This is a genomic window from Streptomyces sp. V3I8 (genome assembly GCF_030817535.1).
Classification (GTDB): domain Bacteria; phylum Actinomycetota; class Actinomycetes; order Streptomycetales; family Streptomycetaceae; genus Streptomyces.
Genome location: NZ_JAUSZL010000002.1, coordinates 583,198 through 599,123, shown reverse-complemented (window position 1 = coordinate 599,123; position 15,926 = coordinate 583,198). Strand labels below are relative to the sequence as shown.

Here is a 15,926-nt window from a genome sequence, read left to right as displayed (position 1 = left end):
CCCGGAACGGTCATGGCCGCCCGTACCGGACGCTCGGATGCCAGGTACCCGGATGCCACGGACAATCACCGCGGACCGTGGTGGTGCGTGCGTCGGGCCCGGCCGTCATGCGCAGGTCCGGACCGCCGGTGCCTCCGATGCCTCCGATGCCGCCGGGGTGCCGTGCCAGTCCAGGATGATGACGGTGGCGTCGTCGGTCAGGTTCCCCTGACAGGTCTCCCACACCTTCGCCGTCAGGATCCGGACGGCCTCCCTGGGATGCAGGTCGCGTGTCTCGTGCACGAGCCCGGCCAGGTCGACGGCCGCGGCCGCGCGGTCCTGCATGCCGTCGGTGAGCAGTATCAGCCGGTCACCGGCCCGCAGCAGCAGTTCCTGTTCCCGGTACGGCATCGGCGCGGGCACGCCGAAGGGCAGGTTGACGCCGAGCCTGACCTCTTCGACGGCGCCGTCGCGCAGCCGCAGCGGCCACGGATGTCCGGCGTTGACCAGCCGGCACAGGCCCGACTCCAGTTCGATGCACAGCAGTTGCCCGGTGGCCAGACCTCGGCTGTGCTTCATCAGCGCCTGGTGCGCCCGCTCGGCCTGGGCGACCGGGTCGCAGCCACCGCGCCGGGCCCCGCGCAGCGCGCCGAGCAGCAGGGTGGCCAGCAGGGCGGACTCGGTGTCGTGGCCCATGGCGTCGGTGATCGACAGATGCAGGGTGTCGCGGTCCAGCGTGTAGTCGTAGGTGTCGCCACCGATGTCGTCGGCCGGGATCAGTCCCGCGGCGAGGGCGAACTGCGACGCCTCGCAACTGGGCGCCGTGGGGAGCAGCTGGTGCTGGATCTCCGCGGCCAGGCTGGCCCGTGTGGTGCGCCGGTGCAGGTGGTACAGGTCGGTGAAACGACGGTCCGTGACGATGATGTACGCCAGTGCGTGCGCGGCCTCCCGCACCTGTCTGAGCACGGTGTCGTCGGCGTACTGCAGGGTCACCTCGAGTACGCCGAGACAGTCGCCGCGGTTGCTGACGGGCGTGATGACGCGCCGGCCGCCCTGGCCGTCCGGCTCGACATGCTGGCGCTGGCTCTGCAGCACCGTGTCGTAGATGCTCTCCCGCAGCTCGATCGGACCGGTCCGCTCGACGACATCGCCGGCACCGGCCGCGTTCAGCCGCACCAGCTGCTGACCGATGAGGTCGACGAACAGGAAGGACACACGCTCCGCGCCGAACCTCTTCTGCAGGTTGCGCGCGACCACGTCAACGGATTCCCCGGGTGGCGCGGCTTCCGCCGCAGCCAGCAACGCACCGAGTTCCAGATCTCCACCGTCCACGACAACCTCCCATCGGGTTCAAAATCTCCTTCCCCGACTTTCTTCGACCTCACTTGGTGTGTGTCTCCTCACGGGGAGGTGTCTTCGCACGCATGTACGGGAATGGCGCCGCGCGCTGGGCGGGCGACCCGCACGTGGTGGGCGTGCAACCTACGGGCGCCTCGCGTGTCTTCCTTCCCGGGGGTGCCATGGGAGCGGAACAGCAGATCGCGTATTTCCTGCGGGAACTGGCCGGCGCGGACCCGGGGCGGCGCGCGGCGGCGGCGAAGGGACTGGGCAGGACCGGCGGACCCGAGCACGCCGGAGTCCTCGTCGGAGCGACCGGTGACCCCGTGCCCGGGGTGCGCGCGGGGGCGGCCCGCGGACTGGGCCGACTGGGGGTCCCGCAGGCGGGTGCCACGGTCCTGCCGCGGCTGATGCGTGACACGGACGCGGACGTACGCCGCCGGGCCTCGCTCGCCGCGATCCGGCTCGGCCTGGCCGGCCGGGAGGTCACGGAGGCCTTCGCGAGCCTGCTCGGCGATCCCGACCACCACGTGCGGATCAACGCCCTGGCCGGTCTGGCCACGCTGGACGTGCCCGGCGACGCCGTGGCGCTGGTGCGGCTGCTCGGCGATCCGCGGGGGCAGGTGTGGGGCCACGCCCGGATGCTGGTGCACCGGTTCGGCGCCGACCCGGCGGTCGAAGCGGAAATGCTCCGTACGGCCCGGGAGGGCGAGAGCGCCGCCCGTGCGAGGGCCCTGGACATGCTGTCGCGGGACCGCACCGGGACGCTGCTCGACTCGCTGCTCGCGGGCCTGCGCGACCCGTCTCCCGAGGTGCGGCGAGCGGTGGCGCCGTGGCTGCTGGACCTGGAACGGCCCGCGGTGCGGGACGCGCTGGTCGCCGCCCTGCGGACGGAACGGGACCCGGGGGTCGCGGACCTGCTGCTGGGCGGACTCGGGTGGCGCGGGGAGCACCGGGTGACCGGCCTCGCGGCGCGGTGGCTCCGTGATCCCCTGACCGGCCGGGGGGCCGCGCGGACGCTGGGCCGGCTGGGCGGCCGGGCCGCTGTCGACCTCCTCGGCGATGTCCTCGACGACAGCACGCTGCCGGCCGGCACCCGGGCGGCCGCCGCGGAGGGGGTCGGCGAAGCCGGCAGGTGGGACGCGGTGTGGGTGCTGCTCCCGCTTCTCGACGATCCCGACGCGGCCGTCCGGGCGGGGGTGATCGGCGGTCTGGGCAGGCTCGTGCACGAAGGCCTCCGCCTCTGGGAACGCCGTCCGGTGGCCTGGGCGCTCACCGGCCACCTGGCGTCCGGCAAGGACGCGGCCCGGCGCACGACCGACGCCCTCCACGGGCTGGCGGAGGCACTTCCCGCCGTCCGGCGCCTGGCGGACACGTCCGCCTCGGGCGAGGTCCGCGCTGCCGCCCTGTCGGTGCTGGACGCGGAGGACGCACCCGACCGGAGGACGGCCCGGCAGGACGTACGGCGTTTCGAGCGCGGCCTCGACGACGAGCACGAGGACGTCCGCCTCGAGGCGGTCAGGGGTCTGGCCCGCTGGGCGGCGCAGGGCGCACTGCCACCGGTCGGCAAGGCGGTCCGTGCCCGTCTCACCGCCCTCGCCGGCGACGAGGCCTCCTCGCCGTCCCTGCGCCGGGAGGCCGCCGAACTCCTCATGGCACCGGACGCGAACCGCGAGGAGTGACGACGCCGGGCGAGCCGTGGACCCCGGCCGCGGGGCAGCAGGTGGTCGACCGTTCCCGCCGGTGCCGTGCGCCGGTTACTGTCGCTGGGGCTGCGGGACGCGGGAGTTCGACTCCAGGGCCCTGTCCATCGTGCGCAGGCGGCGGTCGTGCGTCGCGCCGGCCGTCGCCGTCCAGCCGAGAAAGAGCACGGTGAGCAGGGCCATGCCGACGGTCTGGCGCAGACCGCCGGACAGGGCCGTCAGGACGGTGACGGAGCAGAAGAGGACGCCGAGGAAGATCAGGGCCGGCACCCGGTGGCGCGTACGGTGCAGGCGCCGGCCGACCAGTGCGCGCATGGCCTCGCGCTCGGCCGGGTCGGTGGGCACGTCGCCCCGGCGCAGCCTGCGGTCCAGTGCGACGAGGCCGTCCGTGCTGCCCGCGGCGCGCTTCTCCTTGCGCCGGGTGGCCAGCACGACGGCGATGCCGCCGACGGACATGACACTCGTGCGGATCACGACGGAGAGCACCGAGGGCCCTGGGAACAGGAGCAGGACCAGGGCACTGGCGCAGAGGACCGACAGCACGAACTGCAGCCACAGGTGCTTGCCGAGGAAGGTGTTGACGCGTTCCGTCCGTGTCACTTCGTCTCCTCCCCGGGTCAGATCCGCGTGCGGCGGCGGACGGTGGCGACGCGCAGGGTGAGGGCGATGGCGAGGAGGACCCAGGCCACGGCGCTGTAGGCCCAGTGGGCCGCTCCGTCCACCACGTCGAAGATGCTCCACACGGCCCACAGGGCCAGGACCGTGCACAGCGCGGTCCAGGCGATGTCCATGAGGCGGACACGCAACTGCCCGCGCTGCCCGGTGCCGTGCTCCAGGGTGCCCAGCCCGGACACCTCGGTCGTCTCCTGCGCTCTGCCTCGCGTCGTCACGGCGGGTCTCCTTCTCTGCTCGTGCTCGTACGTTCAGGTGTGCTCGTACGGTGCTTCCGCGTACCCCGCGACCTGCCCCGCAACCCGTCAAGACGTCAGCGGCAAGCGGAGGTTCAGGGTCCGGGTGGTGCGGTGCCGTTGCCGGTCGCGCGACGCCGTGCGCCGTGGTGCACGGCGCGGCGGCGCCGCCGCCCGCGCCTGCCGTATTTGTGAGCTTTATCCGTTTAGCATGCGGTGATCCGCGTCCTGTGGCCCTGCCGTGCACAGCCCGTGGGTCCGTTGTGCCGTCAACCGCGAGAGGAGCCGTCCTATGGCCCCGGCAGGCCGTCGCAGACCGCTGACGCAGGACACCTCGTCACGCCACGATCCCGAACTGCACGCCGCCGCCCGGCATTTCGGGCGCCGCCGCTTCTTCACGGTCACCGCCGCGGCAGCCGCCCTGGCCTTCTCCGCCAACCTGCCCGCCCGCGGCGTCGCGGTCGGCAAGGAGCTGGACGGGGCCAGGATCCCCAGCGATCCGTTCACACTCGGCGTCGCGTCCGGGGATCCGCTGCCCACCTCCGTGGTGCTGTGGACCCGGCTCGCCCCGGCTCCGTACGAGCCCGGCGGCGGCCTGCCCGCGCAGTACGTGGGCGTCGAGTGGGAGGTCGCGAGCGACGAGCGCTTCGCCACGGTCGTCCGCTGGGGCCTGGTCATCGCCCACCCGGAGTACAACCACAGCCTGCACGTCGAGGTCGAGGGCCTGGAACCCGGCCGCGTGTACTACTACCGGTTCCGGACCGGCACCTGGATCAGCGAGACCGGACGCACCCGCACGGCCCCGGCCACGACGGCCGCCGCCGCGACGCTCACCTACGCGGCCGTGGCCTGCCAGGCCTACCACGACGGGTACTTCACCGTGCACCGCCATCTGGCGCAGGACGACGTCGACGTGGTCTTCCACCTCGGTGACTACCTGTACGAGTACGCCGTGAACTCCGCGGGCGGCGCCCGCAACTACACCGACCGCAAGCTCCCCGGCCTCTACAACCGCGAGGCCAGGACCCTGGAGGACTACCGGCTGCGGTACGCCCTCTACAAGAGCGACCCGGACCTGCAGGCCGCACACGCGAAACACCCTTTCGTCGTCACCTGGGACGACCACGAGACCGAGAACAACTACGCGGGTGCCGTCAGCGAGAACAACGACCCGCCGCAGGAGTTCCTGCTGCGGCGCGCCGCGGCCTACCGGGCGTACTGGGAGAACCAGCCCCTGCGCGGCACGCAGCGGCCCAGCGGCCCGGACATGCAGCTCTACCGCCGTCTCCAGTGGGGCACGCTCGCGCAGTTCGACGTCCTCGACACCCGCCAGTACCGCTCCGACCAGGCGTACGGGGACACCCTGCACGCCCCGGGACCCGAGACGGACGACCCGGCGCGCACGCTCACCGGCACGACGCAGGAGAACTGGCTGATCGACGGCTGGCGTGCCTCGCAGGCCCTGTGGAACGTCATGCCGCAGCAGGTGTGCTTCTCGCAGCGCAGGTTCGACGTCGGCGCCGAGGCCAGGACGTCCATGGACGCCTGGGACGGCTACCGGGCCTCGCGCCGGCGCGTCCTCGACGGCGCGAAGTCGGCCGGGGTCGACAACCTGCTGGTCATGACGGGGGACGTGCACGTCGGGTACGCCTTCGAGATCAAGGAGGACTTCGACGATCCGGCGTCGAAGACGCTGGGCACGGAGATCGTCGCGACCTCGGTGGCGAGCGGCAAGGACGGCGCGGACAAGCCCGGCAACTGGGACACGTACATGAAGGCCAACCCGCACCTGAAGTTCTACAACGGGCGGCGCGGTTACGTGCGGGTCTCCCTGGACCGCGAGAAGGCCCGGGCCGACTTCCGGACGGTCACCGCCGTGACGACGCCGGGCGCACCGGTCTCGACCGCGGCCTCCTTCGTCACCGAGGCGGGCAACCCGGGCCTCGAACCGGTCTGAGCGGTCGGGCGACAGCTGTCCCCGGTCTCCGTACCCGGTATGACGGTCCGTCGGCACCCGGTACTCCGCCGGGCGGGTCCTTCGTGTCGCCCGAAGCGGCCGAACCGCGGGCCGCCGGACATTTTCTGAGTGCATGTCGGCAAGGACTGTGTTCTCGACCCCCTGTCGCGACCGAATTCCCGAGAACGAGGAGTCACCCGATGGTCCACAGACACGCCGACGGAGCCGCCCGGACCGCCCTGACCGCGCTCGGCGCACTCGTGCTCACCGGGCTGCCCGCGGCCGCGGCCGTCGAACCCCCCGCGCCGGCGCCCGCCTCCGCCGCGCAGACGCTCGGTGCCGACAGGCCGTCGGCGGCCCTCCTGCGCGCGCTCCAGCGCGATCTGCGGCTGACAGGTCCGCAGGCCAGGGCGCGGCTGGTGAACGAGGCGGAGGCGGGCACGCGCGCCGGCCGCATCCAGAACACGCTGGGCAAGCACTTCGCGGGTGCCTGGGTCCAGGGCACGACCTCCGCCGACCTGACCATCGCCACCACGGATGCCGCCGGGGTCGCCGCCATCAAGGCCGGCGGGGCGCGGGCGAAGGTCGTCGGGAACACCCTGGAGGACCTGACCGCCGCCAAGGCGAAACTGGACGCCGCCGCGGTGGGCGGCTCCCTCGACACACCGGTCCGGTACGTCGACGTGCGGACCAACCGGGTGACGGTGCAGGCGACCAGCGACGCGGCCGCCGACAGGCTCGTGACCGCGGCCGGGATCGACCGCCGGCTCGTGGAGGTCAGGGTGTCGGCGGACCGGCCCCGCGCGCTGCACGACGTCCGCGGCGGCGACGCGTACTACATCGACGAGAAGGCCCGCTGTTCGGTGGGGTTCTCCGTGACCAAGGACGACAAGCAGGGTTTCGCCAGCGCCGGACACTGCGGGAAGGCGGGCGCGAAGACGACCGGCTTCAACAAGGTCGCCCAGGGCACCTTCGAGGCGTCGGTCTTCCCGGGCAAGGACATGTCCTGGGTGAGCGTCAACAGCGAGTGGACCGCCACGCCCGCCGTCAAGGGCGAGGGCGAGACGAACGTGCAGGTCGCCGGTTCGGTGGAGGCACTGGTGGGCGCGGCGATCTGCCGGTCGGGCTCCACCACCGGCTGGCACTGCGGAACGATCGAGCAGCACGGCACCACCGTCGAGTACGCCGAGGGCGCCGTCGCCGGGGTGACGCGTACGACGGTGTGCGCGGAGCCCGGCGACTCCGGCGGCTCCTACATCTCCGGCACCCAGGCCCAGGGCGTCACCTCCGGGGGCAGCGGCGACTGCACGAAAGGCGGCATCACCTTCCACCAGCCGGTCAACCCGCTGCTCACGGAGTACGGGCTCACGCTGAAGACCGTCGCGGGCGGCACCCCCGGCGCGCAGGACGGCCACTCGGGCAGCTGGAGCGCGGGCAGGGTCTACGGGACCGGCGTACGGGTGACCTACGACGACGTCACCTACGAGTGCCTGCAGACGCACCAGGCGCAGGGTGTCTGGCAGCCCGCCCTCACGCCGGCCCTGTGGCGGCGCGTCTGACGAAGGGCCCAGGGACCCGGCGCGGGGTCCGGCGCCCACGCGGTGGCACGGCGGCGCCTCACGCCTCGGCGAGGAGCGCGTACGCCGTCGCCACGAAGGTGTCGCGGACGCGGAAGCGGCGGGTGGACACGGCGGCCAGCGCCGTTCCGGTGTCGGGCCTGAACCCCAGGAAGGCCTGCTGGCCGAGGGTGGCCCCGCAGTGGAAGTACATGGGGCCGTGCCCGGTGGGGTGCTGGAACCAGCCCACCGTGTGCACGTGCCGGTGCCCGTGACCGCGTCGCAGGACGGGACGGCGTACCGCCCGCAGCGCACCGGCCAGGGGCCGGCCCGCCGGTTCCAGGTGGGCTTCGAGGAAGGTCAGCAGGTCGTGCGGGGTGGCCCGGACGGCGCCGGCCGGCCGGAACCCGCCGACGGTCAGCGGGGGCGTGGGCGTCGCACCGTCCCTGCGGTGCCCGACGGCGTCGGTGTCCGGTCCGGCGGGTCCGAGGGCGGTGCCGCGCAGTTCCAGGGGCAGCAGCACCTGCGTGGTGAGCAGGTCGTCCCAGCGCGTCGCGGTGGCGGCGGCGAGGGCCTGACCGAGCACGGCGACACCGAAGTTGGAGTAGCGCCAGCGGGTGCCGGGCCGCCGGGGCTGCCGGCGGCGCAGGAAGGCGTCGACCACCCGCTGGTCCGGATACCCGGCATAGGGGTTGGTGTGCCACGTGGGCAGGGCGCGCGGGAAGAAGTCGGCGGGCAGGGCGGGCAGCCCGGACGTGTGGGTGATCAGGTGCGCGAGGGTGACGGGGTCCCGGCCGGCCGGCCGGGACGGGTCCAGGCAGGTCACGGCGGGCTCGCCCGCGGACAGCACGCCCGACTGCGTCAGCTGGGCCAGGAGCAGCCCGGTGAACGTCTTGGAGGCCGAGCCGATCTCGTAGCGCAGCCGGTCGCGGGGGACGGGCGGGGGCGGGCCGGTGCCGCCGCTGCGCACGGTGCGGTGACCGTCGCGGGAGAGGGCGAAGACGACGTCGGGCGCGTCCAGGCCGCCGACGGCGTCGTCGAGCCGCTGTTGCACCGCCGCGCCGTCCGCACGTGCCGCCGTGGTCGGGCGCCGGAGCGGGAGCCGGCCGGTGGCGCCGAACGGATCGCCCGGCCAGGGCTGGGTACGGGGAGTCATGCGGGTGCGTGCGCCAGCTGCGTCAGGGCGCGGGACGTGGCCAGTACCGAGGCGAAGGCGGCGACCAGGGTCGGGTGGTAGACGAGGTCGAACAGCTCGTCGCGCTCGCCCCGGGGCATCGTGCGTACGGCGGGCATCGCCCCGTCGGGCTGCTGGGCGGCGGCGAACCCCTCCCAGGCCCGCTCGTCCAGGGTGGGACGCGGCAGACAGGCGTCGACGACGAGCAGTTCGCCGAGCAGGTCCCAGCGCTGCAGGTCGAGCCAGTCGTCCAGCCAGGCCGGCAGCCAGGTGGCGAGGTAGTCGGCGAGGGGGGCCGGCAGGCCGTCGGGGTTCTCCCCCCAGTCGGTGAGGTGGAAGACGGTGTGCGTGATGTCGTAGGCGGTGTGGCCCTCCACCGTCCACGGCTCGGGGGTGCGTCCGAGCCAGGTCCTGCCGACGATCTCGGCCTCGGGCGGCCGCGGCTGCAGTCCGAAACGGCGTTGGAAGGCCGACAGGCCCAGGCGTCGCACCGGCGGCAGCTCGTGGGCGGCGAAGCTCTCCAGCCGCTGGTTGAGCCGGAAGGCCTGCTCGGCCTCGGGGTTGCTGTAGCCGAGTTCCTTGAACGGCAGGTAGACCTCGAAGGGAATGGGGGAGAGGGGCTCGATGCGCTGGCCGCGCACCAGCATCCGGCCGCCGTCCAGCGTGTCCCGCCAGGCGTGGTCCAGCAACTGCCGTGCCAGCTCGGTCTGCCGGGAGCCCGACACGCCTTCGCGGAACAGCACCTTGCAGATGACGGCCAGTTCACCGACCGGCTTGAAGCGCTCCAGGAAGCCCACTTCCGGGTCGACGTCCTGCTCCAGGCGGAACTCGTCGCGGTGGGCGTGCAGCCACTCCAGGGCGCCGGTGCCGACGGTGTGGATGAGACGGGTACTGGTCATCTCGGCCCTCCTCGGCCGCCCTGCCCCGGCCGCGCCGCGTGCTCGAGGACGAGTGTCTTTCCCGCCGCCGCGCCGTCGTCGACGTACGCGCGCAGGCGGTAGGTGGTCAGTACGGCGGCGAAGGCCGTCATCAGGGTCGAGTGGTAGCAGCCGACGAAGTCGTGGGCGACCGGGTGCCCGTCCCGTCCGGCGCCGACCTCCGGAACGGCCCCGGAGGCGTCCTGGGCCCGCGCGAGCCTCGTCCAGGACTCTTCGAGCACCGCGCGGTCCGGCGGGCCGGGCAGGCTGCCCGCCACGGCCAGCAGCTCGCAGCCCAGGTCCCACTGCTCGTCCTCCAGGCAGGTGTCGAGCCAGGGCGGGAGCCACTGCCCGAGGTAGTCGGCGACCTGCGGGGGGACGCCCCGCGGGGTCAGGCCCCAGTCGGTGAGGTGGAAGACCACGTGGGTGAGGGTGTAACCGGCGGCGAGCTCGAACGTCCACGGTTCCGGCAGACCGCCCAGCCAGGTGCGGAGCAGCGCCCGCGGCATGGCGTCGTGCTGCGGGATGCCGCTGCGCTGCTCGGAGTTGAGGACGCTCAGGCGCCGGTTGGGCTGCTGCTCCGTCAGCCGCCAGCCGCGGGTGCGGGCCACCGTCGCGGTCGCCCGCTCGTACTCGGGGTGGCGCAGCCCGTCGGACGCGAACGCCGCGTAGATCTCCAGGGGGTACGTCGCGAAGGGTTCGAGGCGCTGCAGTTCGAGGAACAGGCCGCCGTGGCCGGTCTGCCGCCAGGCGAAGGCCAGCAGATCGGAGGCGGCCCGGTGCAGTGGGTCGGCCGGTTCGGTGTGCCGGCGGATGCTGACGCAGACCTGCGCCAGTTCGCCCAGGGGCTTCCAGGTGAGGTTCACGTTCGCGTGTTCGGCGAGTGCGTCGTCACCGAGCGCGAACTCGTCCCGGTGGGCGGACACCCAGGCCAGGGCGGCCTCGCCGAGCCCGTGGACGTCGCGCGCCCTCACACCCGCACTCCGGCCCGCATCAGCCGCGCCGCCTCGACCTGCAGTGCCACGCGTGGATCGTCGCGGCCCATCTGCGCCACGAACTCGAGCCCGGCCGCCAGGCCGAGCGTCTCCGGGACCCCGTCCAGGAGCACCAGCCAGCGCCCCGCGCCCGCCGCCTGCAGCCAGTCGCGCCGACGGACCGCGCGGACGAATCCCCGGGCCACGTCGACCGGGCGGCTACGGGCCACCCGTGTCACTGCGCAGTCCGCGGCGGGCACCGCCAGCGGGGCCAGCACGGCGAGCTGATGGGTCAGCGACTGCCAGGAGGCACCCTCGAGCCACCCGGCCCGGGGTTGCGAGCCGTTGCCCGGCATGCCGTTCGAGGCCCCGTCGACGGACCCCTCCAGTGCCAGCAGGGTGCGTTCCATGGCCCAGTGGCTCCACACCGAGGCGGGGGAGGCGTTCGCGGGGGGCGGGTAGGCGTGCACGGCCCTGCCGAACACGGCGAGGTCGTCGGGTTCGGCAGGGGTGTGGCGCAGGACGCTCGGCAGAACGGCGTCGGCCCCCACCACGCGTACGGCGGCGAGGGTGATTCCGTCGGCCGCCCCGGGGCCGTCGGCCCCGGGGACGCTGCCGGTCAACCGGAACGGGCCCCCGCTCCGAAGAGCGGAGACCAGTTCCGAGGTGAGGTCCTGCACCGCGCCCGTCAGACGGGTCGAAGTGCCTGACTGCTCCATGTGGCTTCTCCCGTCAACCCTTCTTCGGCCGGGGGGTGGGCGGGGACAGCAGCAGCTGGTTCGTTCCGGCCTGCAGTGCCAGCGCCGCGCACTCGCGGCTGTCACGGTAGGAGCCGTCGGCCTCGGTCGGGTCGAGAGCCGCCTCGACGTCCACGGTGACCTCGGTGAGTTCGGCGGACATGAATTCGGTGGACATACCACCATCCCCTTTACGAGAGACGTGATGTTCTCCACCACGAGTGTCCCCTTCGAGATGATCTATTCATGAAAATCCAGATATGTCTGCTTCGGTCGATTCCGGGACCGTGAAGCGGGGGGCGCCAGCCCTCGTGCCGCGCGTTCACTCGACCGTGCGACGGTATTCCGGGTGCGGCGGGGTAATGGGGTGTCGACCAGCCCCCGTGGAGATGAGCCGACGATGACCGACGACGCCTACCTGTTCCTGCTCGACGACGCCGCCGTGCGGCTCGGTGTGCCCCCGGCCGCCGTCGGTGACCTCGCCTGTATGGAGACTCCCGCGGTACGGGCGTGGCTGGACGCGCAGGGGACCGCACCGACCGCCCCCGAACTGCGGCTGCTGCCCCCGGAGGAGACCGGAGCCGTCCCCGAGGGCGCGGAGCGGCTGCCGGTGCCGCTGAGCGACGAGGAGCTGAGCCGCCTGCGGCAGCGGTCCGGGCCGGAGGCGCTCGCCCGGATCGAGAAGGAACTGCTGTACTACCGCGACTGCGCCGACGGCCGGGACGGCCTGATCGGCCGGGCACTGGCCGCGGGCGTACCGCCCCACCGCGTCGCGGAACTGACGGGGGAGGACCCGGCGACGGTGACGGCCGCGGCGGGCGTCTGACGCTCCCCGCCCGGCCCGCCGGTGCCCGGCACCCCCCGGTACGCGTGCGTCGGCGTGCGGGAATGTGTGACGGGCCGCAGCCTGGATACGTGAGCTGCGTGGTTCCGAATGCCGTCGGAAGGTCATGAACAGCATGGGCAGCCGAAAAGACAGCGCGGGCGCGGACGACGGGTCCGGTCGCCACCACTCCGAGGTCGCGTTCCGGGTGAACGGCGCACCGCACACGCTCACCGTCGACAACCGCTCCGTCCTGCTGGACGTGCTGCGCGAACAGCTCGACCTCACCGGCGCCAAGAAGGGCTGCGACCACGGCCAGTGCGGCGCCTGCACGGTCCTCGTGGACGGCCGCCGCGTCAACAGCTGTCTGCTCCCGGCGGTGGCCCAGGACGGCCGGGACATCACGACGGTGGAGGGACTCGCCGACGGCGACGGCCTGCACCCGCTGCAGCGGGCCTTCCTGGAACGTGACGCCTTCCAGTGCGGCTACTGCACGCCGGGGCAGATCTGCAGCGCGATCGGCGCGGTGGCCGAGGCGGAGGCCGGCCACCCCTCGCACGTGACCGATCCCGAGGCCCCGTCCGGGCGCCCCGTCCCGCTCGGCCCGGACGAGATCCGCGAACGGCTCAGCGGCAACCTCTGCCGCTGCGGCGCCTATCCGAACATCGTGCGGGCCGTCGAGGACGTGATCCGGTGAAACCCTACGCATACGCGCGGGCCGGCAGCGTCGAGGAGGCCGCCGAGCTGTACGCGGCGCACCCCGGCGCCCGCTACCTCGGCGGCGGCACCAACCTGATCGACCTGATGAAGCTGGGCGTGGAGGAACCGGCCGCCCTCGTCGACGTCAGCCGGCTGCCCCTCGACACGGTGGACGAGCTGCCGGACGGTTCGCTGCGGGCCGGCGCCACGGTCCGCAACAGCGACCTCGCCGCCCACCCCCTGGTGCGCGACCGCTACCCGGTCCTCTCCCGGGCACTCCTGGCCGGCGCCTCCGGACAGCTCCGCAACGCGGCCACCACCGGCGGAAACCTTCTCCAGCGCACCCGCTGCCCGTACTTCCAGGACACCGGCAAACCCTGCAACAAGCGGACCCCCGGTTCGGGTTGCGGCGCCCGGGACGGCGTGCACCGCGACCACGCGGTGCTCGGGCACTCCCCGCAGTGCGTCGCCACCCATCCGTCGGACATGGCCGTGGCGCTGGCGGCCCTGGACGCGGACGTCGAGCTGTACGGGGCCGACGGGCCCCGGACCGTGCCCGTCGCCGAGTTCCACCGGCTGCCCGGCGACCACCCGGAACAGGACACGGTGCTCCGTCCCGGCGAACTGGTCACCGGGGTGCTGCTGCCGGCGGCCGCGGCCGGTCTGCCCTCGCTCTACCGCAAGGCCCGCGACCGTGCCTCGTACGCCTTCGCCCTCGCTTCCGTCGCGGCGGTGCTCGGCGTCGAGGACGGCGTCGTGCGGCATGTCGGGCTCGCCTTCGGCGGGCTGGCCCACCGCCCGTGGCGGGCCCGGCGGGCGGAGGAGGCCCTGCTGGGCGCCGCCCCCACGACGGCGGCGTTCGAGCGGGCCGCGGACCTCGAACTGGCTGCCGCGCAGCCGCTGCGGGACAACGCGTACAAGGTCGGGCTGGCCCGCAACCTCGCGGTCGACGCCCTGGAACGGCTCGCGCGGGCCGCCAGGACCTGAACGCGCACCTGAACGCGCACCTGAACGCACATCATCAGGAGGAGCAGGATGGCCGACACCGGCACCAGCACCGGCCGCACGCTGGGCGCGCCCGCCGAGCGCCGGGAGGGCCGGGACAAGGTCACCGGCAGTGCCCGTTACGCCGCCGAACAGACCGACGCCGGCCGGGTCCACGCCTGGCCGGTGGCCGCCGGGATCGCCCGCGGGACGATCCGTACCGTCGACACCGCCGCCGCGCTGGCGCTGCCCGGGGTCCTCGCCGTGCTCACCCACGAAAACGCGCCCCGGCTGGCCCTCGCGGACGATCCCACGCTCGCCGTCCTGCAGGACCCGCGGGTGCCGCACCACGGCTGGTTCGTCGCCCTGGTCGTCGCCGAGACCCTGGAGACGGCCCGCGCGGGCGCCGCCGCGGTCCGCGTCGCGTACGACGTCGAGGACCACGACGTGACCCTGACCGAGGACCACCCCGGGGCCTACGCGCCCGAAAAGGCCAACGGCGGCCACCCCGCACGCCGCGAACAGGGCGAACCGGAGCAGGCGTTCGCGGCCGCGCAGGTGCGCGTCGACACCCACTACCGCGTCCCGCCGCTGCACAACCACCCCATGGAGCCGCACGCGGCCACCGCCCGCTGGTCCGACGGGAAACTCGTCGTGCACGACTCCAGCCAGGGCGCCACGACCGTACGCGCCACCCTGGCCTCGCTGTTCCGGCTCCCCGAGGACGACATCACCGTCGTCAGCGAACACGTCGGCGGCGGGTTCGGGTCCAAGGGCACCCCGCGCCCGCACGTGGTGCTCGCCGTGATGGCGGCACGGGAGACCGGCCGGCCCGTCACCGTGAACCTGCCCCGGCGTCTGCTGCCCTCCGTCGTCGGCCACCGGGCGCCCACCCTGCACCGGTTCCGGCTCGGCGCCGCCGCGGACGGGACCCTGACCTCGTCCGTCCACGAGGTCACCACCCACACCTCCCGCATCAAGGAGTTCGTCGAGCAGGCCGCCGTGCCCAGCCGGGTCATGTACGCCGCGCCGCACCGGCTCAGTGCCCACCGGGTGGTGCCGCTGGACGTGCCCAGTCCCTCCTGGATGCGTGCGCCCGGCGAGGCACCGGGCATGTACGCCCTGGAGTCGGCCATGGACGAACTCGCCGTGGAGACGGGCCTGGACCCCGTGGAACTGCGCATCGTCAACGAGCCCGACACCGAACCCGACAGCGGCAAACCGTTCAGCAGCCGCCACCTGGTCGAATGCCTGCGCGAGGGCGCCCGGCGCTTCGACTGGGCGCGGCGCGACCCCCGCCCCCGGTCCCGCGCCGAGGGCCCCCTCCTCGTCGGCACGGGTGTGGCCGCCGCCACCTATCCGGTGATGGTCAGCCCCGCGAAGGCCACGGCCCTCGCCCTGCCCGACGGCCGCTTCGTCGTCCGGATCAACGCCACGGACATCGGCACCGGCGCCCGCACCGTCCTCGCCCAGGTCGCCGCCGACGCCCTCGGTGCGCCCCTGGAGCGGGTACGCGCCGACGTGGGCAACAGCGACCTGCCGTCGGCCCCGCTGGCGGGCGGCTCCTCGGGCACGGCGTCCTGGGGCTGGGCCGTCCACGAGGCGTGCACGCGGCTCGCGGCGCGGCTGGCCGAGCACACCGGACCGCTGCCGGACGCCGGGCTCCGGGCGGACGCCGACACGGCGGGCAGCGCCGACGCCGACAGCGACTACGCCCGGCACGCCTTCGGGGCCCACTTCGCCGAGACCACGGTCGACACGGTGACCGGCGAGGTCCGGGTACGCCGCCTGCTCGGCGTGTACGCCGCCGGCCGCATCCTCAACGCCCGCACCGCCCGCTCCCAGTTCATCGGCGGCATGACCATGGGCCTGGGCATGGCGCTGACCGAGGGCAGCACGACGGACGCCGCGTCCGGCGACTTCATGGAGTCCGACCTGGCCTCCTACCACGTCCCGGTGCACGCCGACGTCCCGGACATCGAGGCGCACTGGATCGAGGAGGACGACGCGCACCTCAACCCGATGGGCAGCAAGGGCATCGGCGAGATCGGCATCGTCGGCACGGCGGCCGCCATCGGCAACGCCGTCCACCACGCCACCGGCGTCCGCTTCCGCGAACTGCCCCTGACCCCGGACCGGGTGCTGGCGGGACTCGCGGACGCACCGCGCTAGCGGGC

Annotated in this window: 15 protein-coding genes; 7 read left to right on the top strand and 8 right to left on the bottom strand. The window is 73.7% G+C overall.

The genetic code is table 11. The features are described 5' to 3' along the window. Positions 1-105 precede the first annotated feature (105 nt). The gene (locus QFZ75_RS02885; protein ID WP_307533660.1) at positions 106-1,311 is read right to left on the bottom strand and encodes a PP2C family protein-serine/threonine phosphatase; all 1,206 of its coding nucleotides are present in this window, start codon (positions 1,309-1,311) and stop codon (positions 106-108) included. Between the two features lie 92 nt (positions 1,312-1,403). Between QFZ75_RS02885 and QFZ75_RS02880 the strand changes: the two genes are divergently transcribed. After that, positions 1,404-2,999 (top strand): HEAT repeat domain-containing protein, encoded by a 1,596-nt coding sequence (locus QFZ75_RS02880; RefSeq protein WP_307533659.1) that lies wholly within the window; start codon positions 1,404-1,406, stop codon positions 2,997-2,999. A gap of 75 nt (positions 3,000-3,074) precedes the next feature. On the opposite strand, the gene QFZ75_RS02875 is transcribed toward QFZ75_RS02880, so the two are convergent. Then, positions 3,075-3,620 carry a hypothetical protein gene (locus QFZ75_RS02875; protein WP_307533658.1) on the bottom strand — a complete coding sequence of 182 codons (546 nt, stop codon included), beginning with the start codon at positions 3,618-3,620 and terminating at the stop codon, positions 3,075-3,077. 17 nt (positions 3,621-3,637) lie between these two features. Further along, positions 3,638-3,910 (bottom strand): hypothetical protein, encoded by a 273-nt coding sequence (locus tag QFZ75_RS02870; RefSeq protein WP_307533657.1) that lies wholly within the window; start codon positions 3,908-3,910, stop codon positions 3,638-3,640. Positions 3,911-4,220: 310 nt separating this feature from the next. On the opposite strand from QFZ75_RS02870, the gene QFZ75_RS02865 reads away from it, so the two are divergent. Together QFZ75_RS02865 and QFZ75_RS02860 are read left to right on the top strand one after the other, a co-directional pair. After that, positions 4,221-5,885: an alkaline phosphatase gene (locus tag QFZ75_RS02865; RefSeq protein ID WP_307533656.1), complete on the top strand. Its 1,665-nt coding sequence runs from the start codon at positions 4,221-4,223 to the stop codon at positions 5,883-5,885. A 200-nt stretch (positions 5,886-6,085) separates the two neighbouring features. Beyond that, entirely contained in the window at positions 6,086-7,444 is a 1,359-nt protein-coding gene (locus QFZ75_RS02860) for an alpha-lytic protease prodomain-containing protein (RefSeq protein WP_307533655.1), read from the top strand. A gap of 58 nt (positions 7,445-7,502) precedes the next feature. Here QFZ75_RS02860 and QFZ75_RS02855 read toward each other — a convergent pair whose 3' ends face one another. Genes QFZ75_RS02855 through QFZ75_RS02835 form a run of 5 tightly spaced genes read right to left on the bottom strand, consistent with a single transcriptional unit; the run spans position 7,503 to position 11,421 of the window. Continuing rightward, on the bottom strand, positions 7,503-8,597 hold the full coding sequence (locus QFZ75_RS02855) for a serine hydrolase (protein ID WP_307533654.1): 1,095 nt from the start codon (positions 8,595-8,597) through the stop codon (positions 7,503-7,505). Further along, the gene (locus tag QFZ75_RS02850; protein WP_307533653.1) at positions 8,594-9,514 is read right to left on the bottom strand and encodes a hypothetical protein; all 921 of its coding nucleotides are present in this window, start codon (positions 9,512-9,514) and stop codon (positions 8,594-8,596) included. The genes QFZ75_RS02855 and QFZ75_RS02850 overlap by 4 nt, the downstream gene beginning before the upstream one ends. Next, positions 9,511-10,506 (bottom strand): hypothetical protein, encoded by a 996-nt coding sequence (locus tag QFZ75_RS02845; RefSeq protein ID WP_307533652.1) that lies wholly within the window; start codon positions 10,504-10,506, stop codon positions 9,511-9,513. The genes QFZ75_RS02850 and QFZ75_RS02845 overlap by 4 nt, the downstream gene beginning before the upstream one ends. After that, positions 10,503-11,225 carry a hypothetical protein gene (locus QFZ75_RS02840; RefSeq protein WP_307533651.1) on the bottom strand — a complete coding sequence of 241 codons (723 nt, stop codon included), beginning with the start codon at positions 11,223-11,225 and terminating at the stop codon, positions 10,503-10,505. Before QFZ75_RS02840 ends, QFZ75_RS02845 begins: the two co-directional genes overlap by 4 nt. Before the next feature lie 13 nt (positions 11,226-11,238). Beyond that, positions 11,239-11,421: a hypothetical protein gene (locus tag QFZ75_RS02835; RefSeq protein ID WP_307545097.1), complete on the bottom strand. Its 183-nt coding sequence runs from the start codon at positions 11,419-11,421 to the stop codon at positions 11,239-11,241. A 222-nt stretch (positions 11,422-11,643) separates the two neighbouring features. Here QFZ75_RS02835 and QFZ75_RS02830 point away from each other — a divergent pair, with 222 nt between their 5' ends. From QFZ75_RS02830 to QFZ75_RS02815, 4 genes are all read left to right on the top strand, one after another. Further along, a complete protein-coding gene (locus tag QFZ75_RS02830) occupies positions 11,644-12,069 on the top strand; it encodes a DUF6003 family protein (RefSeq protein WP_307533650.1) in 426 nt (141 codons plus the stop codon). Between the two features lie 133 nt (positions 12,070-12,202). Further along, on the top strand, positions 12,203-12,763 hold the full coding sequence (locus QFZ75_RS02825) for a (2Fe-2S)-binding protein (protein ID WP_307533649.1): 561 nt from the start codon (positions 12,203-12,205) through the stop codon (positions 12,761-12,763). Beyond that, on the top strand, positions 12,760-13,752 hold the full coding sequence (locus QFZ75_RS02820) for a xanthine dehydrogenase family protein subunit M (RefSeq protein ID WP_307533648.1): 993 nt from the start codon (positions 12,760-12,762) through the stop codon (positions 13,750-13,752). Before QFZ75_RS02825 ends, QFZ75_RS02820 begins: the two co-directional genes overlap by 4 nt. Positions 13,753-13,800: 48 nt before the next feature. Then, the gene (locus tag QFZ75_RS02815; RefSeq protein WP_307533647.1) at positions 13,801-15,921 is read left to right on the top strand and encodes a xanthine dehydrogenase family protein molybdopterin-binding subunit; all 2,121 of its coding nucleotides are present in this window, start codon (positions 13,801-13,803) and stop codon (positions 15,919-15,921) included. Positions 15,922-15,926 lie beyond the last annotated feature (5 nt).